The sequence below is a fragment of the Vicingus serpentipes genome (assembly GCF_007993035.1).
Lineage (GTDB): Bacteria > Bacteroidota > Bacteroidia > Flavobacteriales_E > Vicingaceae > Vicingus > Vicingus serpentipes.
Genome location: NZ_VOOS01000001.1, coordinates 22,139 through 39,343 on the forward strand (window position 1 = coordinate 22,139; position 17,205 = coordinate 39,343).

Below are 17,205 nucleotides of genomic sequence, written 5' to 3' on the forward strand. Positions count from 1 at the left end.
CAAAATATATTAAAATGGAATTACAAAGCGATAAAGGAAAAACAGTAGCAATTTTAAGTTACATCACAATTATAGGTTTTATAATTGCACTTGTTATGAATAATGACCAAAACAACAAATCAGACCTTGGTGTTTTTCATTTAAGACAAGCTCTTGGTATTTATTTAACTGGAATTGTTCTTTCAATTGCTCAAGGTATTTTTCTATTCATCCCTTTTTTAGGTTGGATCATTAACGCTGCAATTTCATTGAGTATGATTGCTCTATTTATATTTTGGATTTTAGGACTAATAACTGCTGTTAATAGTGAGAAAAAAGCAATTCCTGTAGTAGGTGATTTATATCAAAGCTTATTTAGCTCAATTGCTTAAAGTTTAACTCCCATTACACAAACATCATCTAATTGTTCTAAATCATTTTTCCACTCATAAAAGAATTGTTTTAATTCTTCTTTTTGATCTTGGATTTTTGTAATCTGAATATCACTCAGTAACTGTTTAAAGTTTTTCCACTTTAATTTTTTACCTTTTTCACCTCCAAATTGATCCGGAAAACCATCTGTTGACAAATACACGGTGTCACCAGATTTTATATCAACTGTATGATTTATAAAATCTTTCTTTTCATTAAAAATTGAAAAGCCAATAGATTCTCTATTTCCCTTTATTTCTTTAAAATTAGAGCCATCACAAACAAATAAAGAATGATAAGCACCAGCAAAGCTTAATTCTTTTGTCAGCGTATTATAAGCGCATATTCCCATATCTACTCCATCCCTAACCTTTTCAGTTGATTTAGTAAATAAATTACGCATTAACTTATCTAATTCATTTAAAATGACAGATGGTTGCTTAACCCTTCTTTCCAATACAACCTTATTCAGCATATTAAAAGCTATTAAGCTTACAAAAGCCCCGGGTACACCATGTCCTGTACAATCAATTGCTGAAAAAAGAATAATATCATCCACTTTTTCTACCCAATAAAAATCACCACTTACAATATCTTTTGGCTCATACAAAACAAAGCTATTGGGCAATATTTTTTTTATCTTTTCATCCTCTGGTAAAATTGAATTTTGAATACGTTTAGCATAATGTATACTATCTGTAATTGCTATATTCTTTGACTCAATTTCATTACGTTGTAATTCTATTTGAGCAAAAGTTTTTGTTAATAATTTATTCTTCTCTTTTATTTCATTTGCTTCTGACTGAATGCTTTTAAACTGAAAATCAAATTCAATTCGTTTTAACTTTTGAGTGTTATTTTGAGTTAAGACTTCGTTTTTCAACTCATTATGCAATTCTAAATACCTAAAAGCTTCTTGCCAATTCCCTTTTTGCTTATAACAAGTAGAGTATAATTCATAGATTTCATAAATATCTTCTTTTGCATTTTTCTGGGTAGCCAATACCAACGATTTATCAAGTTCAGATAAAACATCAGTGTTTCCGTTGATTAATTTAATACTAGACAACATATTGTATGCTGCAATGGTAATTTGCCAAAACCCAGATTTTAAAGCATAATCCAACCCTAGATTAATATACTTGGTTGCTTCTTTATAATTCTTTTTATAAAAGTTAACCTCTCCTATATTAAAATTTACTATCGCTTTCATATGATCATCTAGATCGTATGTTAAACATTCTTCAAAATATTTTAATGCTTTATTATATTTTTTAAGAACAGTATACGTATCTCCAATGTTACTTAGCGTACTAATTTTCCCATTTAAATCATTGGCTTGTTCTCTTAATTCTAAACATTCAATATTACACGCTAATCTTTTTTTATAATCTCCTGTAAAATTGTAAACAAACCCTAACGTGTTTAAGCAGTTTGCCTGACCTATATTATCATCTAATGATTCGTAAAGTTCTTTAGCTTGCAAAGCATACTGCATTACTTCGCCATAATTTGAAACACTTAAATAACAACTTGCTAATTGTTTATAGCTATCTGCAATTCCTTTTGTATAAAAAATATTTTGAGCAATCTTTAATGCTTCATTAGACAACTCTTGTGCCTGCAAATAATCATCTTCAATTTTAGTATTTGCTAACTGTAATAATTTCTCCACTTGTTCCATTGGAGGTAAACTATTTATTTGAGATAATATTTTTTTTATATCAGTCAAGTTATTCTTTTTTAAAAACTAACTTTTGATACTTTTTTACCTCTAGACAACTTCTTAGCAGCACTTGACTTTCCTTTCTTTTTATTTTCAGCCTGCCCACTCGATTTAAACGAAATTCCAGCAGATTTCATTTGAGCTTCTTGCTCTGCTTTTTCTGCTTCTGCTTTTGCTCTTGCAGCTTCTTCTGCTTTAGCTTGAGCTGCAATACGAGCCTCTTCCATTGCTTTTAATTCAGCATCTCGTTTTGCTTGTTCCTCAGCCATTTTTAAATTTAATGCTTCCTGTTCTCTTTCTGCTTCAAGTTGAGCTTCCCTAGCTGCTTTAGCTTCAGCTGCAGCTTTTTCTTTTGCTAATCGCTCTTCTTCTTGTTTCTTCGCTTGTGCTTCAGACTCTGCTTTTGCTTTAGATTCTGCTTCTGCAGCTGCTTTTGCTTCTGCCTCAGCTTTCTCTTTAACTAATCGCTCTTCTTCTTGTTTCTTTGCATGTGCTTCAAACTCTGCTTTTGCTTTTGCTTCTGCTTCTGCTGATAATTTAGCTTCAGTCTCTGCTTTCTCTTTAGCTAGTCTTTCTTCCTCTTGTTTCTTTACTTGTGCTTCTGCCTCTGCTTTTGCTTTTGCCTCTTCTTCTGCGGCTGCTTTTGCTTCTGCTTCTGCTTTCTCTTTAGATATTCGCTCCTCTTCTTGTTTCTTTGCTTGTGCTTCTGCCTCTGCTTTTGCTTTTGCTTCTGCTTCTGCTGATAATTTAGCTTCAGTCTCTGCTTTCTCTTTAGCTAGTCTTTCTTCCTCTTGTTTCTTTGCTTGTGCTTCTGCCTCTGCTTTTGCTTTTGCCTCTTCTTCCGCGGCTGCTTTTGCTTCTGCTTCTGCTTTCTCTTTAGCTATTCGCTCCTCTTCTTGTTTCTTCGCTTGTGCTTCTGCTTCTGCTTTTGCTTTTGCCTCTGCTTCTGCGGCTGCTTTTGCTTCTGCCTCAGCTTTCTCTTTAGCTAGTCGCTCTTCTTCTTGTTTCTTTGCTTGTGCTTCTGCCTCTGCTTTTGCTTTTGCCTCTGCTTCTGCGGCTGCTTTTGCTTCTGCTTCCGCTTTCTCTTTAGCTAATCGCTCTTCTTCTTGTTTTTTTGCCTCTTCTGCTAATCTAGCTTTTTCTTCTTCTTCAGCAGCCTTTTTTGCTTCTAATTCCGCTTTCTCTTTAGCTAATCGCTCTTCTTCTTGTTTCTTTGCTTGTGCTTGTGCCTCTGCTTTTGCTTGTGCTTCTGCTTCTGCCGCTGCTTTTGCTTCTGCCTCAGCTTTCTCTTTAGCTAGTCTTTCTTCCTCTTGTTTCTTTGCTTGTGCTTCTGCCTCTGCTTTTGCTTTTGCTTCTGCTTCTGCCGCTGCTTTTGCTTCTGCTTCTGCTTTCTCTTTAGCTATTCGCTCCTCTTCTTGTTTCTTTGCTTGTGCTTCTGCCTCTGCTTTTGCTTTTGCCTCTGCTTCTGCCGCTGCTTTTGCTTCTGCTTCCGCTTTCTCTTTAGCTAGTCGCTCCTCTTCTTGTTTCTTTGCTTGTGCTTCTGCCTCTGCTTTTGCTTTTGCCTCTGCTTCTGCGGCTGCTTTTGCTTCTGCTTCCGCTTTCTCTTTAGCTAGTCTTTCTTCCTCTTGTTTCTTTGCTTGTGCTTCTGCCTCTGCTTTTGCTTTTGCCTCTGCTTCTGCCGCTGCTTTTGCTTCTGCTTCCGCTTTCTCTTTAGCTAGTCGCTCTTCCTCTTGTTTCTTTGCTTGTGCTTCTGCCTCTGCTTTTGCTTTTGCTTCTGCTTCTGCCGCTGCTTTTGCTTCTGCTTCTGCTTTCTCTTTAGCTAATCGCTCTTCTTCTTGTTTCTTTGCTTGTGCTTCTGCCTCTGCTTTTGCTTGTGCTTCTGCTTCTGCCGCTGCTTTTGCTTCTGCTTCTGCTCTCTCTGCTTCTTCTTTTTTCTTTACTGCTGTTTCCATCAATACCAATCTGTCTTTTGGTTCTTGTTTTGTTGCGTCAATACTAACGGCTTTTTGATAAGCAATTTTTGCAGTCTCAAAATCTTTTTTAAAGAAAGCTTTATCTCCTTCTTTCATGGCCTCATTAAACTGTTCTTTTTTTAACCTTTCTGCTTCTTCAGCATTTTTAATTTTATCTTTATAATTAGTTAATACAGAGCCTAGCCTTTGGGCTATTGGTGCAGTATACCCCATATCCCAATCAATTTCATTTTTTTGAGATATATAACTTGCTTTACCTATTGGTTGACTTAAAAATGCAACATCTAAATCTTTATTATTTTTAAACAAAGTCATCTCAACAAACAAGTCATTCATTTTTGATCTTTTATCTGGATGAACACCTTTAGTATTTACTAATATTTTTTTAGGTACAAATCCAGCTTTTTCATACAATACAATAAACTCATGTTCGAAATCAACAAAAACTTCATATTTACCTTTGCCGTCGGAAACAACGTTAGTAACATACTTACCATTTTCGGTAACTTTTATACTAACTCCTGACATAAATTCATTCGTAAAATAATCAGAAACTTCACCACTAATTAAAAGTTTATCCGCATTTTCATCTTGAGCAAAAACAACTAAAAATGAAAGAGTTAATAGTACTATTGATAAAATATATTTAAACATGAAAATTATAATTCTTAGTAAATTGTAAATTTAAATTAAACCTTGTTATTTTTGGCGGCAAGTTACAATTTTCTATAATGAAAACCTATTCTACATTTTCATGTTGTTACCTTCCACCAATTGAATATTTTTATTATTTGGTTCAAGAAAATCATGCCATTATTGATGTAAATGAAAATTTCGTTAAACAAACCTTTCGTAACCGTTGTTCAATTTTGAGTCCAAATGGCAAACTTGACTTAGTTATACCTCTTTTAAAAAAAGGAAAACAAACAAAAATTAAAAATATAAAAATTGCTTACTACGAAAATTGGCAAAAAGTTCATTGGAAATCTATTGAAGCAGCCTATAGAAGTTCGCCTTATTTTGAATATTATGAGGATGAGTTTAAAACTATATTTTTAGAGGGTAAACCTACTTTATTAATTGATTTCAATTTAAAATTGATTAATAAAATTGTTGAACTTATTGGTATTCCTATAGAAATAGTACTAAGTGATAAATATATAAACAAAGATGAAACTAAATCTGATTTTCGCTCTATTTCTCCAAAAAAGAAACCCTCTTTAAATTTCTCTGATTACATACAAGTTTTCAGTAGTAAAACAGGATTTGAGCCCAATCTTAGTATTCTTGATTTGTTGTTTAATGAAGGTCCAAATACTAAAAACTACTTAGTCTCTAGTGTGATAGAGCACTAACTCATCAATAGGACTCTGAATTACTCTTCCTAGTTCAATATCATTAATCTGTGCAACCTCTTTTAATTGATTATTAAAAACATTAGCTATTGAGCCTACAGCATTTAATTTGTATTGTTTATAATTCTCATATTTACAGATGGTTAAATCAAAAAAATGCTGAAAGCATTCTTTCACTATGTTATCCATCTCTACATAATTTTCATGTTTTTTTATAAACTTGGTAAATTGAGCCAAATATCTATTTGGTAAAGGTTCTTTATAAACTGAATTTAAAATAGAATTTAAATCAAGCGAATATTCTTTTTCTAGTTTCTCTGATAAGTTTGATGCCAATTCTTTATTAAGATATTTTTTAAGAAGAGCTTTTCCCATATCTACTCCACTACCTTCATCACCCAATATATATCCTAAAGCAGGAATATTAGCTATAATATTTTCACCATCAAACAAACACGAATTAGAACCTGTACCTAGAATTCCCGCCATTCCTTCCTCTTTACCGCAAGTTGCTCTGGCTGCAGCTAACAAATCGTGATTAACTTCTATTTTTCCATTTTTAAAAAATTGAGATAATGCACTTTTTATGATTTCTTTTTTTTCTTCTGAAGAACATCCAGCTCCGTAAAAATAAACTTGGGAGACTTCTGATGAATATTGAACTAATAACGAAGAGTTTAATTCTGTTAAAATTTGTGCAGAAGAAATATGATATGGATTTAAACCAATTGTACTAACCGGAATTATTCCTTGAGTATTAATCAATCTCCAATCTGTTTTTGTTGAACCACTATCTGCTACTAATAACATGAATTAAAGTTTAAGATTAAATAAATACCTTTAAAATACGATTAAATTCAATATATTAATTGGTAGTTTTGCTCAAAATTAAAGAATATGAATGATATTAAAAACAAAGTAATTTCAGTAAATTACAACTTATTTAAGGACACCGCTGAAGGTGAAATGATTGAATCTACGGAAGGTAAAGCTCCTTTAACTTTCTTATCAGGAATGGGACAAATGATTCCTGATTTTGAAAATAATGTTGTAAACCTTAGCGTTGGCGATACCTTTTCTTTTGGAATAAAAGCAGAAAACGCTTACGGTTCTAAAACTGATGAAGCTATAATGGATTTGCCTCAAGATATTTTTATGCAAGATGGTAAATTAGTTGATGATGTTCAACCTGGAAACATGCTTCCATTACAGGATCAAAATGGAGGAGTTGTTCCTGCAGTTGTTGTAAAAATTAATGAAACTACAGTTACAATGGACTTAAACCACCCATTAGCAGATCAAGATTTACACTTTACAGGAAATGTTGTAGAAGTAAGAGAAGCTACTGCAGATGAAGTTAGCCACGGTCACGTTCATGGTGAAGGTGGAGTTCAACACTAAAATATATACTTTATTTTAACAATAAAAGCCCTAGGATCTTCTTAGGGCTTTTTTTATTGATATAAAAAGATCAACGAACTATCTTTTCTTTTTAATTTGTAATATTTTAAACGAACGATTAGTTTTGTTGTTCTTTAACTTATAAAAACTTTTTTCAATAAGCTACATGTTAAACACTTTAAAACTAGATAATTAAAGATTAAAAAATATGAAACAACTTATAATTTCAGCACTATTATCACTACTTTTTTCTTCAATAATTGCACAAACCCCTTCATTAGACTGGACAAAAAGCATAGGAGGTACTGGAATTGAATCAGGTTACAATAACATAATAGATATTAATGGCAATTTATATACTGTAGGCTCTTTTCAAGATACTGTTGATTTTGACCCAAGTGCTGGAGTATTTAACTTAATTTCTGCTGGTGGTGATGATATTTTTATTCAAAAGCTTGATGCTAATGGTAATTTTGTTTGGGCAAAAAATATGGGAGGAACTGGAAACAATCTTGGCCGTGCAATAACATTAGATGGTTCAGGTAATATTTATATAACTGGTTATTTTCAAAATACAGTTGATTTTGATCCAAGTGCTACTATTTTTAATTTAGTTTCTGCTGGTGGTAATGATATTTTTATTGAAAAACTTGATACTAATGGCAACTTTATTTGGGCAAAAAGTATGGGAAGTACTGGTAGTGATCAATGTGTAGCAATAACTTCTGATGCATCTGGCAATGTATACACAACTGGAACTTTCCAAAATACAGTAGACTTTGATCCAGGTACCGGAACATCAAATTTGGTTTCTAATGGAGGGAATGATATTTATATTCAAAAACTTGATGCCAATGGCAACTTTATGTGGGCTAATAAAATTGGCGGACTTGGTCTTGATTGGGGATATTCAATTACAACAGATAATATAGGAGGATTCTATATAACAGGTATATTTCAAAACACTATTGATTTCGATCCAGGAGCTGGAACTTTCAACTTAACTGCTATAGGTGGTCTTGACTCTTATGTTGAAAAATTTGATGCAAACGGTAATTTTATTTGGGCAAAAAGTATAGGAGGAACTGGAACAGTAATTAGCTACTCTATAACAACAGATGGTTCAGCAAATGTATATACTACAGGTTTCTTTCAAAACACTATTGATTTTGACCCGGGAGCTGGAACTTTGAATTTAACTTCTGCTGGAAATGATGATGCTTTTATTCAAAAACTTGATGGTGATGGTAATTTTATATGGGCAAAAAGTTTCGGTGCAGCAGATAATGATCGAAGCTTTTCAATAACATCCGATGGGTCTAATAATATTTATACTACTGGTTCATATATAAATAGTGTGGATTTTGACCCAAACGCAGGTTCTTTCAATTTAACTTCTTCTGGTACAGACGACATCTTTATTCAAAAACTTGATGCTAATGGTAATTTTGTCTGGGCAAATACTTTAGGAGGTTCTCTAACAGATATAGGTCTTTCAATAAAAGTTGACAACTATAACAATTTATATACTACTGGTTCATTTCAAGGGACAGCCGATCTAGACCCTACTACAGGTGTTTCGAATATTATGTCTGCTGGTGGTGACGATATTTTCTCTGTAAAATTAAAACAGTGTTTACCTGTTAATGGCAACGATGTAAGAACAGAGTGCGATTCTCTTTTATGGATAGATGGTATAACTTACTACTCTAACAACAACACTGCAACGTTTAACATTATTGGAGGAGCAGCTAACACTTGTGATAGTTTAGTAACGCTTGATTTAACTATTATTAACTCTGCAACTGGAACAGACACTAGAACTGAATGTGATTCTATTACATGGTTAGATGGTATAACTTATTACTCTAACAACAACACTGCAACGTTTAACATTATTGGAGGAGCAGCCAACACTTGTGATAGTATAGTAACACTTGATTTAACAATTATTAACTCTGCAACTGGAACAGACACCAGAACTGAATGTGATTCTATTACATGGATAGATGGTATAACTTATTACTCTAACAACAACACTGCAACGTTTAACATTATTGGAGGAGCAGCCAACACTTGTGATAGTTTAGTAACACTTGATTTAACAATTATTAACTCTGCAACTGGAATAGACACCAGAACTGAATGTGATTCTCTTTTATGGATAGATGGTATAACTTATTACTCTAACAATAACGTTGCAACTTTTAACATTGTTGGTGGTGCAGCTAATAATTGTGATAGTTTAGTAACACTTAATTTAACAATTAGTGATTCATCATCTAACCGTATTGAAGGAGTTGTATATTACCAAGGTATTCCTATAACTTCGGGAGAAGTAAACCTATATAGAAAAAATGGAAATACTCCCCAAGATATAATTAAAGTAGATAGCTTACAATTGAGTGGTAGTGGTTTTTATTATTTTGATGGAGTAGCTCCAGGAGGTTACCTAGTTAAAGCTCTTGGAGATACTATTCTTTATGATAATGTTTCAACATATGCTGACAGTACAAATCATTGGCAATGGGCACCTATAAAAACTATTTCTTTTGGTTGTAATGATACTCTATTTAATGTTGACATAAACTTAAGAGACTATCCTTTAAATACCGGATTAGGAAGCATATCGGGTACAATTCAAGAAAATTTAGACCCATTATTTAAAGCTCCTGGAGACCCCATTGGTGATATTGACATAACTGTTGAACAATCTCCTGATGGGGCTGTATCTGGATTTGATATTTCAGATCTAAATGGAGAATTTAACTTTAACAATCTCCCAGCCGGAAACTATTATATATACGCAGATATTCCTGGGTATATTTGTGATACAACATACCTCTTTAATTTTGATGGTTCTGGATTAAATTATGATGTTACACTATGCGTATATGACACATTAAACACCATAAGTATTTGTAACGATGTAGTAACATCAATTAATAAAAGCCTTATAATTGATAATTTTATAATCTACCCTAACCCAACCCAAGATATTATTAATATCTCATCAAGAAAAACTAATGATTATACAATTGAAATTCTTGACCTAAACGGTAGGATATTATTTACTGAAAAATCAATTGACTTTATAAAGGAAATTAATCTTTCATCCTTTGAAAAGGGACTATATATCATCTCCATTAAATCTAATACTGGAAAATTTGTTTATAAAATAAGCGTATTATAATAATAAGTTAGAATAAATAAAAAAAGCCTTAGGAATACCTAAGGCTTTTTTATCTGTTATAATATCAAAAAAAAGCTCCATCAATATGATGAAGCTTTTTGGCGGTCTGGACGGGACCACAACTATACTTTTATGTAATTGAATATCAAGTGGTTAAAAGTAAATTAAAAATAATTCCCACGAATTACTCACTACTTTATTGATTTTACAACTTTATTAAATGAACGATTTGCTTTATATTACATCAAATATAAGATTTCCTTCAGTAAATATATTAGATCATATTATTAATCTTTAATACAGCGGATACTATGATGATCATCTTTACCATAATTAAACCTCATAAATTTTGAATTACCATAGTATGCATAATTTGTTAGAGGCATTCCTGTACTTGGATTAATTGATGAAGACCAGAAGAATCCATTCTCTCCATCTAAATTAGATGAGGAGGTTAGTCCTCCAGGTAAAGCATTAAATCCAATAGAATTTGTTGCCCCATAATTAGGAGGATACCAATGTTGAGTCCCTGTGGATTTTAAAATACCACCAGCGATGTTTGATACAATTCCAGCATTTGTTGGATAAAAATTAGGATCAAGATAACCTATTAGAAGATCCCAATCTGATAAACTTGGGACATGCCATCCTGTAGGACAAACATTTCGTGGGTCAGAAACAGTATACCAATTATAATTTTTACCATAATAGTCGTAATCTACACTATCATACCAACCATAAGTCCAGTTTCCGATTTGATCACTTGAAAAACCAACGGAATCATAAGGTATTGGATCTCCATTTGAATAAGTAGTAGTTCTTAAGTTTTCAGCAAACCATTCTTGACCATTTCCTACAACAATTGTAGAATAATTGAATCCGTCAAAAACAACTCCTTGACCTGCATTTGAAATAGGAATTGTTGTAAATGTTATTTCATTACCATAAGAAACACCAGCATTATTAATTGCATAAGCTCTTGCGTAATATGTTTTATTAACCTCAAGTGGTTCTATTATTAATTGAAAATTCCCTGTTCCAGTATTAGCGTCTACTATATAATCATTGTAATCTATAGTCGGTTGAGACCATAAACCATAACAAATTCCTCTACTGATAACTGGAGAACCACCTTCATCTGTAATTTCACCACCTACCTCTGCTAAATAATCCTGAACATTAACTGCTGGGAAAGTATTAATTGAAGCAGGATTACCTGGAGGTTGTATTAACTTATTAGTTGATTTATATACTTTATATGATCCAGAAATATCTCTAATTTGTAAAGTACTTGGATTTTGAACTTGTGTACTGAATTCTCCAGATATTTCCCATTTATATTCATCATAGGTTTCATTTACTATTTCAATATTAGTAAATCTATGAAAATATGGAGCGCAAATAGGTGGATTATCTTTAACCATTCCCCAAGAAATTCCCTGATTATCTTTAACACCGTCTAAACACCAAAACATGTCTATATCTGTAGGTTCATAATCTGAAACAATTCCATTAATATATGTAGTGTCTTCTGGGCTAATAAAACAATTAATATTTCCTGATGTGTTATTTAGATCCATTGAATTAATATGCCAGGCATCATCTGATAATAAAATTTGAAATTCTATTCTATTATTACTCCATTGATAATCAGTGTAATTTAGACCGATTCTAAAGCCACAAGGATATTCAAATGACTGAGAGTTGTAAGTATTCACTGATGTACCATCATTCCAGGTATAAGTAATCTCATTACAAAAGCTACATGGATCACAACTTCCCCCACAATCAACTCCAGTCTCATCCCCATTTTTAATCCCATCAGAACACGTAGCTGTAGTTGAACCACCTCCTGTAGATGTTCCTCCTCCATTTGGTGCAGGTGGATCTGGATCTGGAGAACAATTAGTAAAAGATATTGCGCTTAGTAAAGCTAAAAAGTATAGTAGTTTTTTCATGATTTTTTTTTTGTTAAAAAATAGTTAACTTATAAAAACAACAAATGACAATAATAAAAAAATGTATTTAAAATACAAAATGTAACAACTAAAAGCAACAGGACTTAACTGGGGGGATACTTATATTTAATTGATATGGAGGGGCTCTATTGATGACAGATTCCACGTGTTAAGGCTAAAACCCAACCAATGGGATGCTCAAAAACAAAAAGCCAAGGGCTCCTCAGAATTGAGTCAAAACATCAATGAACTAATTAGCACTCAGCGTTCAAAATGCATATCATCTTTTAATGAGTTGATAAAAAGGGATGTAGCTTTTTCAATTCAGGATTTAGTATTACTTATAAAGGGAGAGGAGAAACCTGAAATTGGATGGCTTGAGTTATTTGATAAGCATTTAGAACATATGAAATCAAGGGTTGGAGTAGATTATAGCTCAAGTACTGTAAGAAGATATATGTCTAGTAGGCTTATACCAGTAGCAATATTTATACGCTGACTGTGGCGTGTAATTCTTAACTTAAGAGCTGCCTCTCCCCTTTTGTTTAAACGGTGTTTTTCAAGCCAGAAAAGTACTTTCATATCTGTTGGTTTAATTGATTACAAACTCAACAGTGAAGTATCTGTGTCCCTAAAATGAACCTGTGACCTTTTAGCCTACCTTTTCTGATAAAAAAGATCACCCTAAAAGACACAAAAAAAGCCCTAAGTACAATACTTAGAGCTTTTTGGCGGTCTGGACGGGACTCGAACCCGCGACCCCCTGCGTGACAGGCAGGTATTCTAACCAACTGAACTACCAGACCAAAATTCTTATAGAACTTTTCCTTAAAAAGGAGTGCAAATATAACTGAATTTTTAATGCTGCAAAACTTTTTCAAAAAAATTATTTCATTTTTTTTCGCTTAATGAGGTAACTTAATAATACTGAGTGAAATCCATTTTCAATGTCTACTTCAACAAAATCAATTCCGTATTGTCCACACTTTAATTTTAGCTCTTTATTTTGCCTATTTACTTGTTCTACATAGTTACTTTTTACTTCGTTAGGATGTAATTTAATTTCCTCACCTGTTTCCATATCTATAAATTGATATGGCCTATTTTCAAAATTAAAATCTAGCTCTTTATCCTTATCTATAGTATGAAACAATATCACTTCATGCTTTCTATGCTTTAAATGTTGAAGTGCAGCGAAAATTTCATCTAAATCACTACTGCTTTCCATCATATCTGAAAACAAAACAATTAATGAACGTTTATGTACACTCTCTGCAATAATATGCAGAGACTTAATTGCACTTGTACCTTTATTAATATTGGGTTGGTTTATTAATTTTTCTAATTCGTTAATTAAAAAATTGTAATGAACTGTACTTGATTTTGCTGGTGTATGTAAATCTATTTCCTCACTAAAAATACTCAATCCAAAAGCATCTCTTTGTTTTTTTAATAAATTCATGAGCGATGCTGCAGCATAAATAGAAAATTGTAACTTATTTAATGACTTTTCTGGAAAATACATAGATGAAGAAGAGTCAATAATTATCTGACACCTTAAATTTGTTTCTTCTTCATAGCGCTTAACAAACAATTTATCGGTTCTACCAAAAAGCTTCCAATCAACATGTTTAGTAGATTCTCCAGTATTATACAATCTATGCTCTGCAAATTCAACAGAGAATCCATGAAAAGGACTCTTATGCAAACCAGTAATAAAACCTTCTACTACTTGTTTTGCAATAAGATCTAAATTTTCGAGCTGCTGTATTTGTTGTATATCAATTTTAAACGACATAAACTCAAATTTAGAACTTAGAACTAATATTTCAGAATTATTTACGGTTTATTGTTGAAAACGATTTTCGTAATTCAAAATTACCACTACTTATTCTTTGTATTTTTCAAGAAATTTAAATCAACTAAAATGGTTTTAGAAATTATAGATTGGATCATCATTGTTTCTTTTTTATTAGTCTCATTATTTATAGGTCTAAAATTTAAAGATAAAGCTAGTGGTTCTTTAACTGATTTTTTTCTAGCCGGAAGAAACCTTCCATGGTACATTGCTGGTATTTCTATGGTAGCAACAACTTTTGCTGCCGATACACCCTTATGGGTTGCAGAAGTAATTAAAAAGAATGGGGTATCTGGTAATTGGCTATGGTGGAACATGTTAATTGGCGGAATGTTAACAACCTTCTTTTTTGCCAAAATGTGGCGTAAAGCAAACGTTTTAACTGAGTTAGAGTTTATAGAATTAAGATATTCAGGTAAAGCAGCTCAATATTTTAGAAAATTTAAAGCTTTATACTTAGGGGTATTTTTTAACACTATTATAATAGGATGGGTAAATGCTGCAATGATTAAAATCTTAATTATTTTTTTAGATATAGATTATCAAACAGCGTTTATTTATATAGCAATACTTATGGTTTTAATTGCAATTTACTCCTCCCTATCTGGCTTACTTGGAGTTGCTATTACAGATGCTGTACAATTTATATTAGCTATGACTGGATGTGTAATTTTAGCTTTTATCATGCTTAATTCAGAACAAGTTGGAGGGATTAGTGGTCTTAAAGAAAAACTTCCAGAATGGAGATTTGATTTTTTTCCAAATATCAATGGAGCCAAAAGTGATATTGGCACTTTTGGGTTAACAATTGGGGCATTCTTTTCATTTGTAGCTATACAATGGTGGGCAAGTTGGTATCCTGGTAACGAGCCTGGTGGCGGTGGATATATTTCACAAAGAATGATGAGTACGAAAAATGAAAAACATGCTATACTAGCTACCTTATTTTTTCAAATTGCTCATTATGCTTTACGACCTTGGCCATGGATCATTGTTGGATTATGTGCTTTAGTAGTTTATCCTGACTTACCTTTAAACGAATCAGGAAACGGATTTGTTTTTGCTATGCGTGACTTTATGCCTACAGGCTTTAGAGGTTTAATTTTTACCGCATTTTTAGGAGCATATATGAGTACCATTTCTACCCAATTAAATTGGGGCGCAAGCTATATTACCAATGACTTGTATAAAGAAAAAGATCCATTAATTGAGAGTACTCAAAAAAAATTAGTGCTAATTGGAAGAATTGCAACCGTTTCAATCATGATAATTGCACTTATCATAACCTCTTTTATTGATACAATAGATGGAGCTGCTCGTTTTTTAATTGCCTCCTCTGCAGGTTTAGGTGCTGTATTAATATTAAGATGGTATTGGAGCCGCATAAATGTTTGGAGTGAAATTTCTGCTACTATTGCACCAATTATTGGGTACACGATAAGTAAATTTATACTAGCACCTCTTTTTGAAAAAAGTTCAGGTCTTGGAAATTCTTTTATTGAAAATGAAGGAATATTGTTAACAACAACCTTATTTACAACAATCGTTTGGATATTAGTTACATTTTTAACTAAACCTGAAAATGATGAAACATTAAAAAAATTCTACTTACAAGTAGAACCTCAAGGAGCTTGGAATAGTATTCGTAATAAATTATCTATACCAAAAACTAAATCACAAATACCTTCTTTAATAATTTGTTGGCTAAGTGCCGTATCACTTACCTATTCTACACTTTTTTTAATTGGCAAATTAATTTTTCAAGACTATTATTACGCTCTAATTAATTTAGGAGTATTTATTTTTTCTTTGATTATTTTAAGATATTTCATGTTTCATACAAAAATTTTTAATGATTAACCTTTAAATTGATTAATTAATCGAATAAATTATACTTTAGTATTAAAGATTTTTTTGTTTATTTGCAATAACTAAAATCATTTCTAAAAACACAATAATGAGTAAAAATTATTTTAATTTAAGAAATCAACTTATTGTTTTTTCAACAATAGCAGCATTCTCTTTTGGATGTGGTACTGATGAGGCTTCTCACGAAGAAACAGAAACAACTCAAGAAGAGGAAACTTCTCCTAACCAAAATCAATTAATGGAAATTGATGGTAAAGTTTTTAGTATCCCTTCCCCTATTCAAACTGCTGCATTAATAAAAAACTCAGGAACAAATTACAATAAGGCTATGCTTAATGTTCCTTCTAATGTAACTAAGTATTCAACAAATTTTAAAAAAGCAATAAACTTAGGTGTTTTTGGCGCTGATTTAGGATATGTTACTCTATACGAACAAACTCAAGATGCTATTTCTTATTTAACTGCAATTAAATCAATTGGAGATGATTTAGGTGTTAGCAGTGCATTTGACATGGAATTAGTTACTAGATTTGAAAAAAATATTGGGAACCAAGATTCTTTACTTGTTTTAGTTTCTGATGCATATAAATCAAGCGATAGATACCTTAAAAATAATCAACAAAATGATGTTGGAGGTCTTATTTTAGCTGGTGGTTGGATTGAAAGTTTATACTTTGCCACTAACGCTGCTGAAATGACTTCAAACGAAGATGTTATAAAAAGAATTGGAGAACAAAAAGCTACTTTAAGTAACTTGATTAAATTGTTAACACCATTTTATAGCAAACCTGAATTTACATCATTAATAGACAAGTTAATTGAGTTAGATGATTTATTTGCTTCAATAGAAATTACTTACACGTATGTAAAACCAACTGTTGACGCTCAAAATAAAACGACAACCATTAATAGTACTACAGAAGTTAATTTTACTAATGAGCAATTAAAAGCAATTACTGCTAAAACATTAGAAATTAGATCAGAGTTAATTAACTAATTAATTTAAAAGAAAAACACTTAACATGAAAGCACGTCAATTTTTCAAAATATTTATACTGGTAATAGGATTAGTTTCTTTTAAATCTTCTATTGCTCAGTGTGACACTATTGCATCTTTATGCGACAACCATTTAACTAACGGTTTTATTTCTGATGGTCAAGATTACAGATCTCTTTTATTAGATGATGAAATAGCTGAATTTAACATGACATTATATGGGAATAGTAAATATAGATTTGCTGCTTGTAGCGGTTTAACAGATGGAAATTTATTATTTTCAGTATACGATAAAGAAAGAAATTTATTATTTACTAATAAGGATTACGCAAATGCTCCTTATTGGGATTTTAACATCAACAATACAATTGATTGTATTATTGAAGCTCAATTAGATCCTAATAACTCTGCATCAGGTTGTGCTGTTTTACTAGTAGGTTTTAAGCAATAAAAAAAATATCAAA

Annotated in this window: 14 protein-coding genes and 1 tRNA gene; 8 read left to right on the top strand and 7 right to left on the bottom strand. The window is 31.9% G+C overall.

The window, feature by feature from the left end:
* Window positions 1-14 precede the first annotated feature (14 nt).
* Window positions 15-371 carry a DUF4870 domain-containing protein gene (locus FRY74_RS00105; RefSeq protein ID WP_147097425.1) on the top strand — a complete coding sequence of 119 codons (357 nt, stop codon included), beginning with the start codon at window positions 15-17 and terminating at the stop codon, window positions 369-371.
* Here FRY74_RS00105 and FRY74_RS00110 read toward each other — a convergent pair.
* Both FRY74_RS00110 and FRY74_RS00115 read right to left on the bottom strand, forming a co-directional pair.
* Window positions 368-2,143, bottom strand: coding sequence for a tetratricopeptide repeat protein (locus FRY74_RS00110; protein ID WP_147097428.1), 1,776 nt, complete (start codon window positions 2,141-2,143; stop codon window positions 368-370). The genes FRY74_RS00105 and FRY74_RS00110 overlap by 4 nt on opposite strands.
* Window positions 2,144-2,154: 11 nt before the next feature.
* A complete protein-coding gene (locus FRY74_RS00115; RefSeq protein WP_147097430.1) occupies window positions 2,155-4,764 on the bottom strand; it encodes a hypothetical protein in 2,610 nt (869 codons plus the stop codon).
* 77 nt (window positions 4,765-4,841) lie between these two features.
* Between FRY74_RS00115 and FRY74_RS00120 the strand changes: the two genes are divergently transcribed.
* Window positions 4,842-5,465 (top strand): WbqC family protein, encoded by a 624-nt coding sequence (locus FRY74_RS00120; protein WP_147097431.1) that lies wholly within the window; start codon window positions 4,842-4,844, stop codon window positions 5,463-5,465.
* On the opposite strand, the gene FRY74_RS00125 is transcribed toward FRY74_RS00120, so the two are convergent.
* Window positions 5,439-6,275 (bottom strand): hypothetical protein, encoded by an 837-nt coding sequence (locus tag FRY74_RS00125; RefSeq protein ID WP_147097433.1) that lies wholly within the window; start codon window positions 6,273-6,275, stop codon window positions 5,439-5,441. The genes FRY74_RS00120 and FRY74_RS00125 overlap by 27 nt on opposite strands.
* Before the next feature lie 87 nt (window positions 6,276-6,362).
* On the opposite strand from FRY74_RS00125, the gene FRY74_RS00130 reads away from it, so the two are divergent.
* Window positions 6,363-6,866 carry an FKBP-type peptidyl-prolyl cis-trans isomerase gene (locus FRY74_RS00130; protein WP_147097435.1) on the top strand — a complete coding sequence of 168 codons (504 nt, stop codon included), beginning with the start codon at window positions 6,363-6,365 and terminating at the stop codon, window positions 6,864-6,866.
* 208 nt (window positions 6,867-7,074) lie between these two features.
* Entirely contained in the window at window positions 7,075-10,059 is a 2,985-nt protein-coding gene (locus FRY74_RS00135) for a T9SS type A sorting domain-containing protein (protein WP_147097437.1), read from the top strand.
* Between the two features lie 287 nt (window positions 10,060-10,346).
* Here the strand turns inward: FRY74_RS00135 and FRY74_RS00140 are convergent, their stop codons facing one another.
* The gene (locus FRY74_RS00140) at window positions 10,347-12,017 is read right to left on the bottom strand and encodes a fibrobacter succinogenes major paralogous domain-containing protein (RefSeq protein ID WP_147097438.1); all 1,671 of its coding nucleotides are present in this window, start codon (window positions 12,015-12,017) and stop codon (window positions 10,347-10,349) included.
* Window positions 12,018-12,183: 166 nt separating this feature from the next.
* Here FRY74_RS00140 and FRY74_RS00145 point away from each other — a divergent pair, with 166 nt between their 5' ends.
* Window positions 12,184-12,516 carry a hypothetical protein gene (locus FRY74_RS00145; RefSeq protein WP_170227906.1) on the top strand — a complete coding sequence of 111 codons (333 nt, stop codon included), beginning with the start codon at window positions 12,184-12,186 and terminating at the stop codon, window positions 12,514-12,516.
* Here FRY74_RS00145 and FRY74_RS13070 read toward each other — a convergent pair.
* The 3 genes from FRY74_RS13070 to FRY74_RS00155 form a co-directional block, all read right to left on the bottom strand.
* Window positions 12,447-12,599, bottom strand: a complete 153-nt coding sequence (locus FRY74_RS13070; protein ID WP_223265787.1) for a hypothetical protein — start codon at window positions 12,597-12,599, stop codon at window positions 12,447-12,449. The genes FRY74_RS00145 and FRY74_RS13070 overlap by 70 nt on opposite strands.
* Window positions 12,600-12,746: 147 nt before the next feature.
* A tRNA-Asp gene (locus FRY74_RS00150) sits at window positions 12,747-12,823 on the bottom strand.
* A gap of 80 nt (window positions 12,824-12,903) precedes the next feature.
* Window positions 12,904-13,815: a DUF58 domain-containing protein gene (locus FRY74_RS00155; RefSeq protein ID WP_147097441.1), complete on the bottom strand. Its 912-nt coding sequence runs from the start codon at window positions 13,813-13,815 to the stop codon at window positions 12,904-12,906.
* Between the two features lie 129 nt (window positions 13,816-13,944).
* Here FRY74_RS00155 and FRY74_RS00160 point away from each other — a divergent pair, with 129 nt between their 5' ends.
* The 3 genes from FRY74_RS00160 to FRY74_RS00170 all read left to right on the top strand — a co-directional run bounded on the left by FRY74_RS00160 (window position 13,945) and on the right by FRY74_RS00170 (window position 17,192).
* Window positions 13,945-15,735 carry a sodium:solute symporter family protein gene (locus tag FRY74_RS00160; protein WP_147097443.1) on the top strand — a complete coding sequence of 597 codons (1,791 nt, stop codon included), beginning with the start codon at window positions 13,945-13,947 and terminating at the stop codon, window positions 15,733-15,735.
* Window positions 15,736-15,832: 97 nt separating this feature from the next.
* Window positions 15,833-16,741 (top strand): hypothetical protein, encoded by a 909-nt coding sequence (locus FRY74_RS00165; protein ID WP_147097445.1) that lies wholly within the window; start codon window positions 15,833-15,835, stop codon window positions 16,739-16,741.
* A 25-nt stretch (window positions 16,742-16,766) separates the two neighbouring features.
* On the top strand, window positions 16,767-17,192 hold the full coding sequence (locus FRY74_RS00170; protein WP_147097446.1) for a hypothetical protein: 426 nt from the start codon (window positions 16,767-16,769) through the stop codon (window positions 17,190-17,192).
* Window positions 17,193-17,205 lie beyond the last annotated feature (13 nt).

Excerpts from the sequence above, each read along its gene's own strand:
- FRY74_RS00155 (WP_147097441.1), bottom strand. The coding sequence starts at position 13,815 with ATGTCGTTTAAAATTGATATACAACAAATACAGCAGCTCGAAAATTTA.
- FRY74_RS00115 (WP_147097430.1), bottom strand. The coding sequence starts at position 4,764 with ATGTTTAAATATATTTTATCAATAGTACTATTAACTCTTTCATTTTTA.
- FRY74_RS00170 (WP_147097446.1), top strand. The coding sequence starts at position 16,767 with ATGAAAGCACGTCAATTTTTCAAAATATTTATACTGGTAATAGGATTA.
- FRY74_RS00120 (WP_147097431.1), top strand. The coding sequence starts at position 4,842 with ATGAAAACCTATTCTACATTTTCATGTTGTTACCTTCCACCAATTGAA.
- FRY74_RS13070 (WP_223265787.1), bottom strand. The coding sequence starts at position 12,599 with ATGAAAGTACTTTTCTGGCTTGAAAAACACCGTTTAAACAAAAGGGGA.
- FRY74_RS00125 (WP_147097433.1), bottom strand. The coding sequence starts at position 6,275 with ATGTTATTAGTAGCAGATAGTGGTTCAACAAAAACAGATTGGAGATTG.
- FRY74_RS00135 (WP_147097437.1), top strand. The coding sequence starts at position 7,075 with ATGAAACAACTTATAATTTCAGCACTATTATCACTACTTTTTTCTTCA.
- FRY74_RS00160 (WP_147097443.1), top strand. The coding sequence starts at position 13,945 with ATGGTTTTAGAAATTATAGATTGGATCATCATTGTTTCTTTTTTATTA.
- FRY74_RS00105 (WP_147097425.1), top strand. The coding sequence starts at position 15 with ATGGAATTACAAAGCGATAAAGGAAAAACAGTAGCAATTTTAAGTTAC.
- FRY74_RS00140 (WP_147097438.1), bottom strand. The coding sequence starts at position 12,017 with ATGAAAAAACTACTATACTTTTTAGCTTTACTAAGCGCAATATCTTTT.
- FRY74_RS00165 (WP_147097445.1), top strand. The coding sequence starts at position 15,833 with ATGAGTAAAAATTATTTTAATTTAAGAAATCAACTTATTGTTTTTTCA.
- FRY74_RS00130 (WP_147097435.1), top strand. The coding sequence starts at position 6,363 with ATGAATGATATTAAAAACAAAGTAATTTCAGTAAATTACAACTTATTT.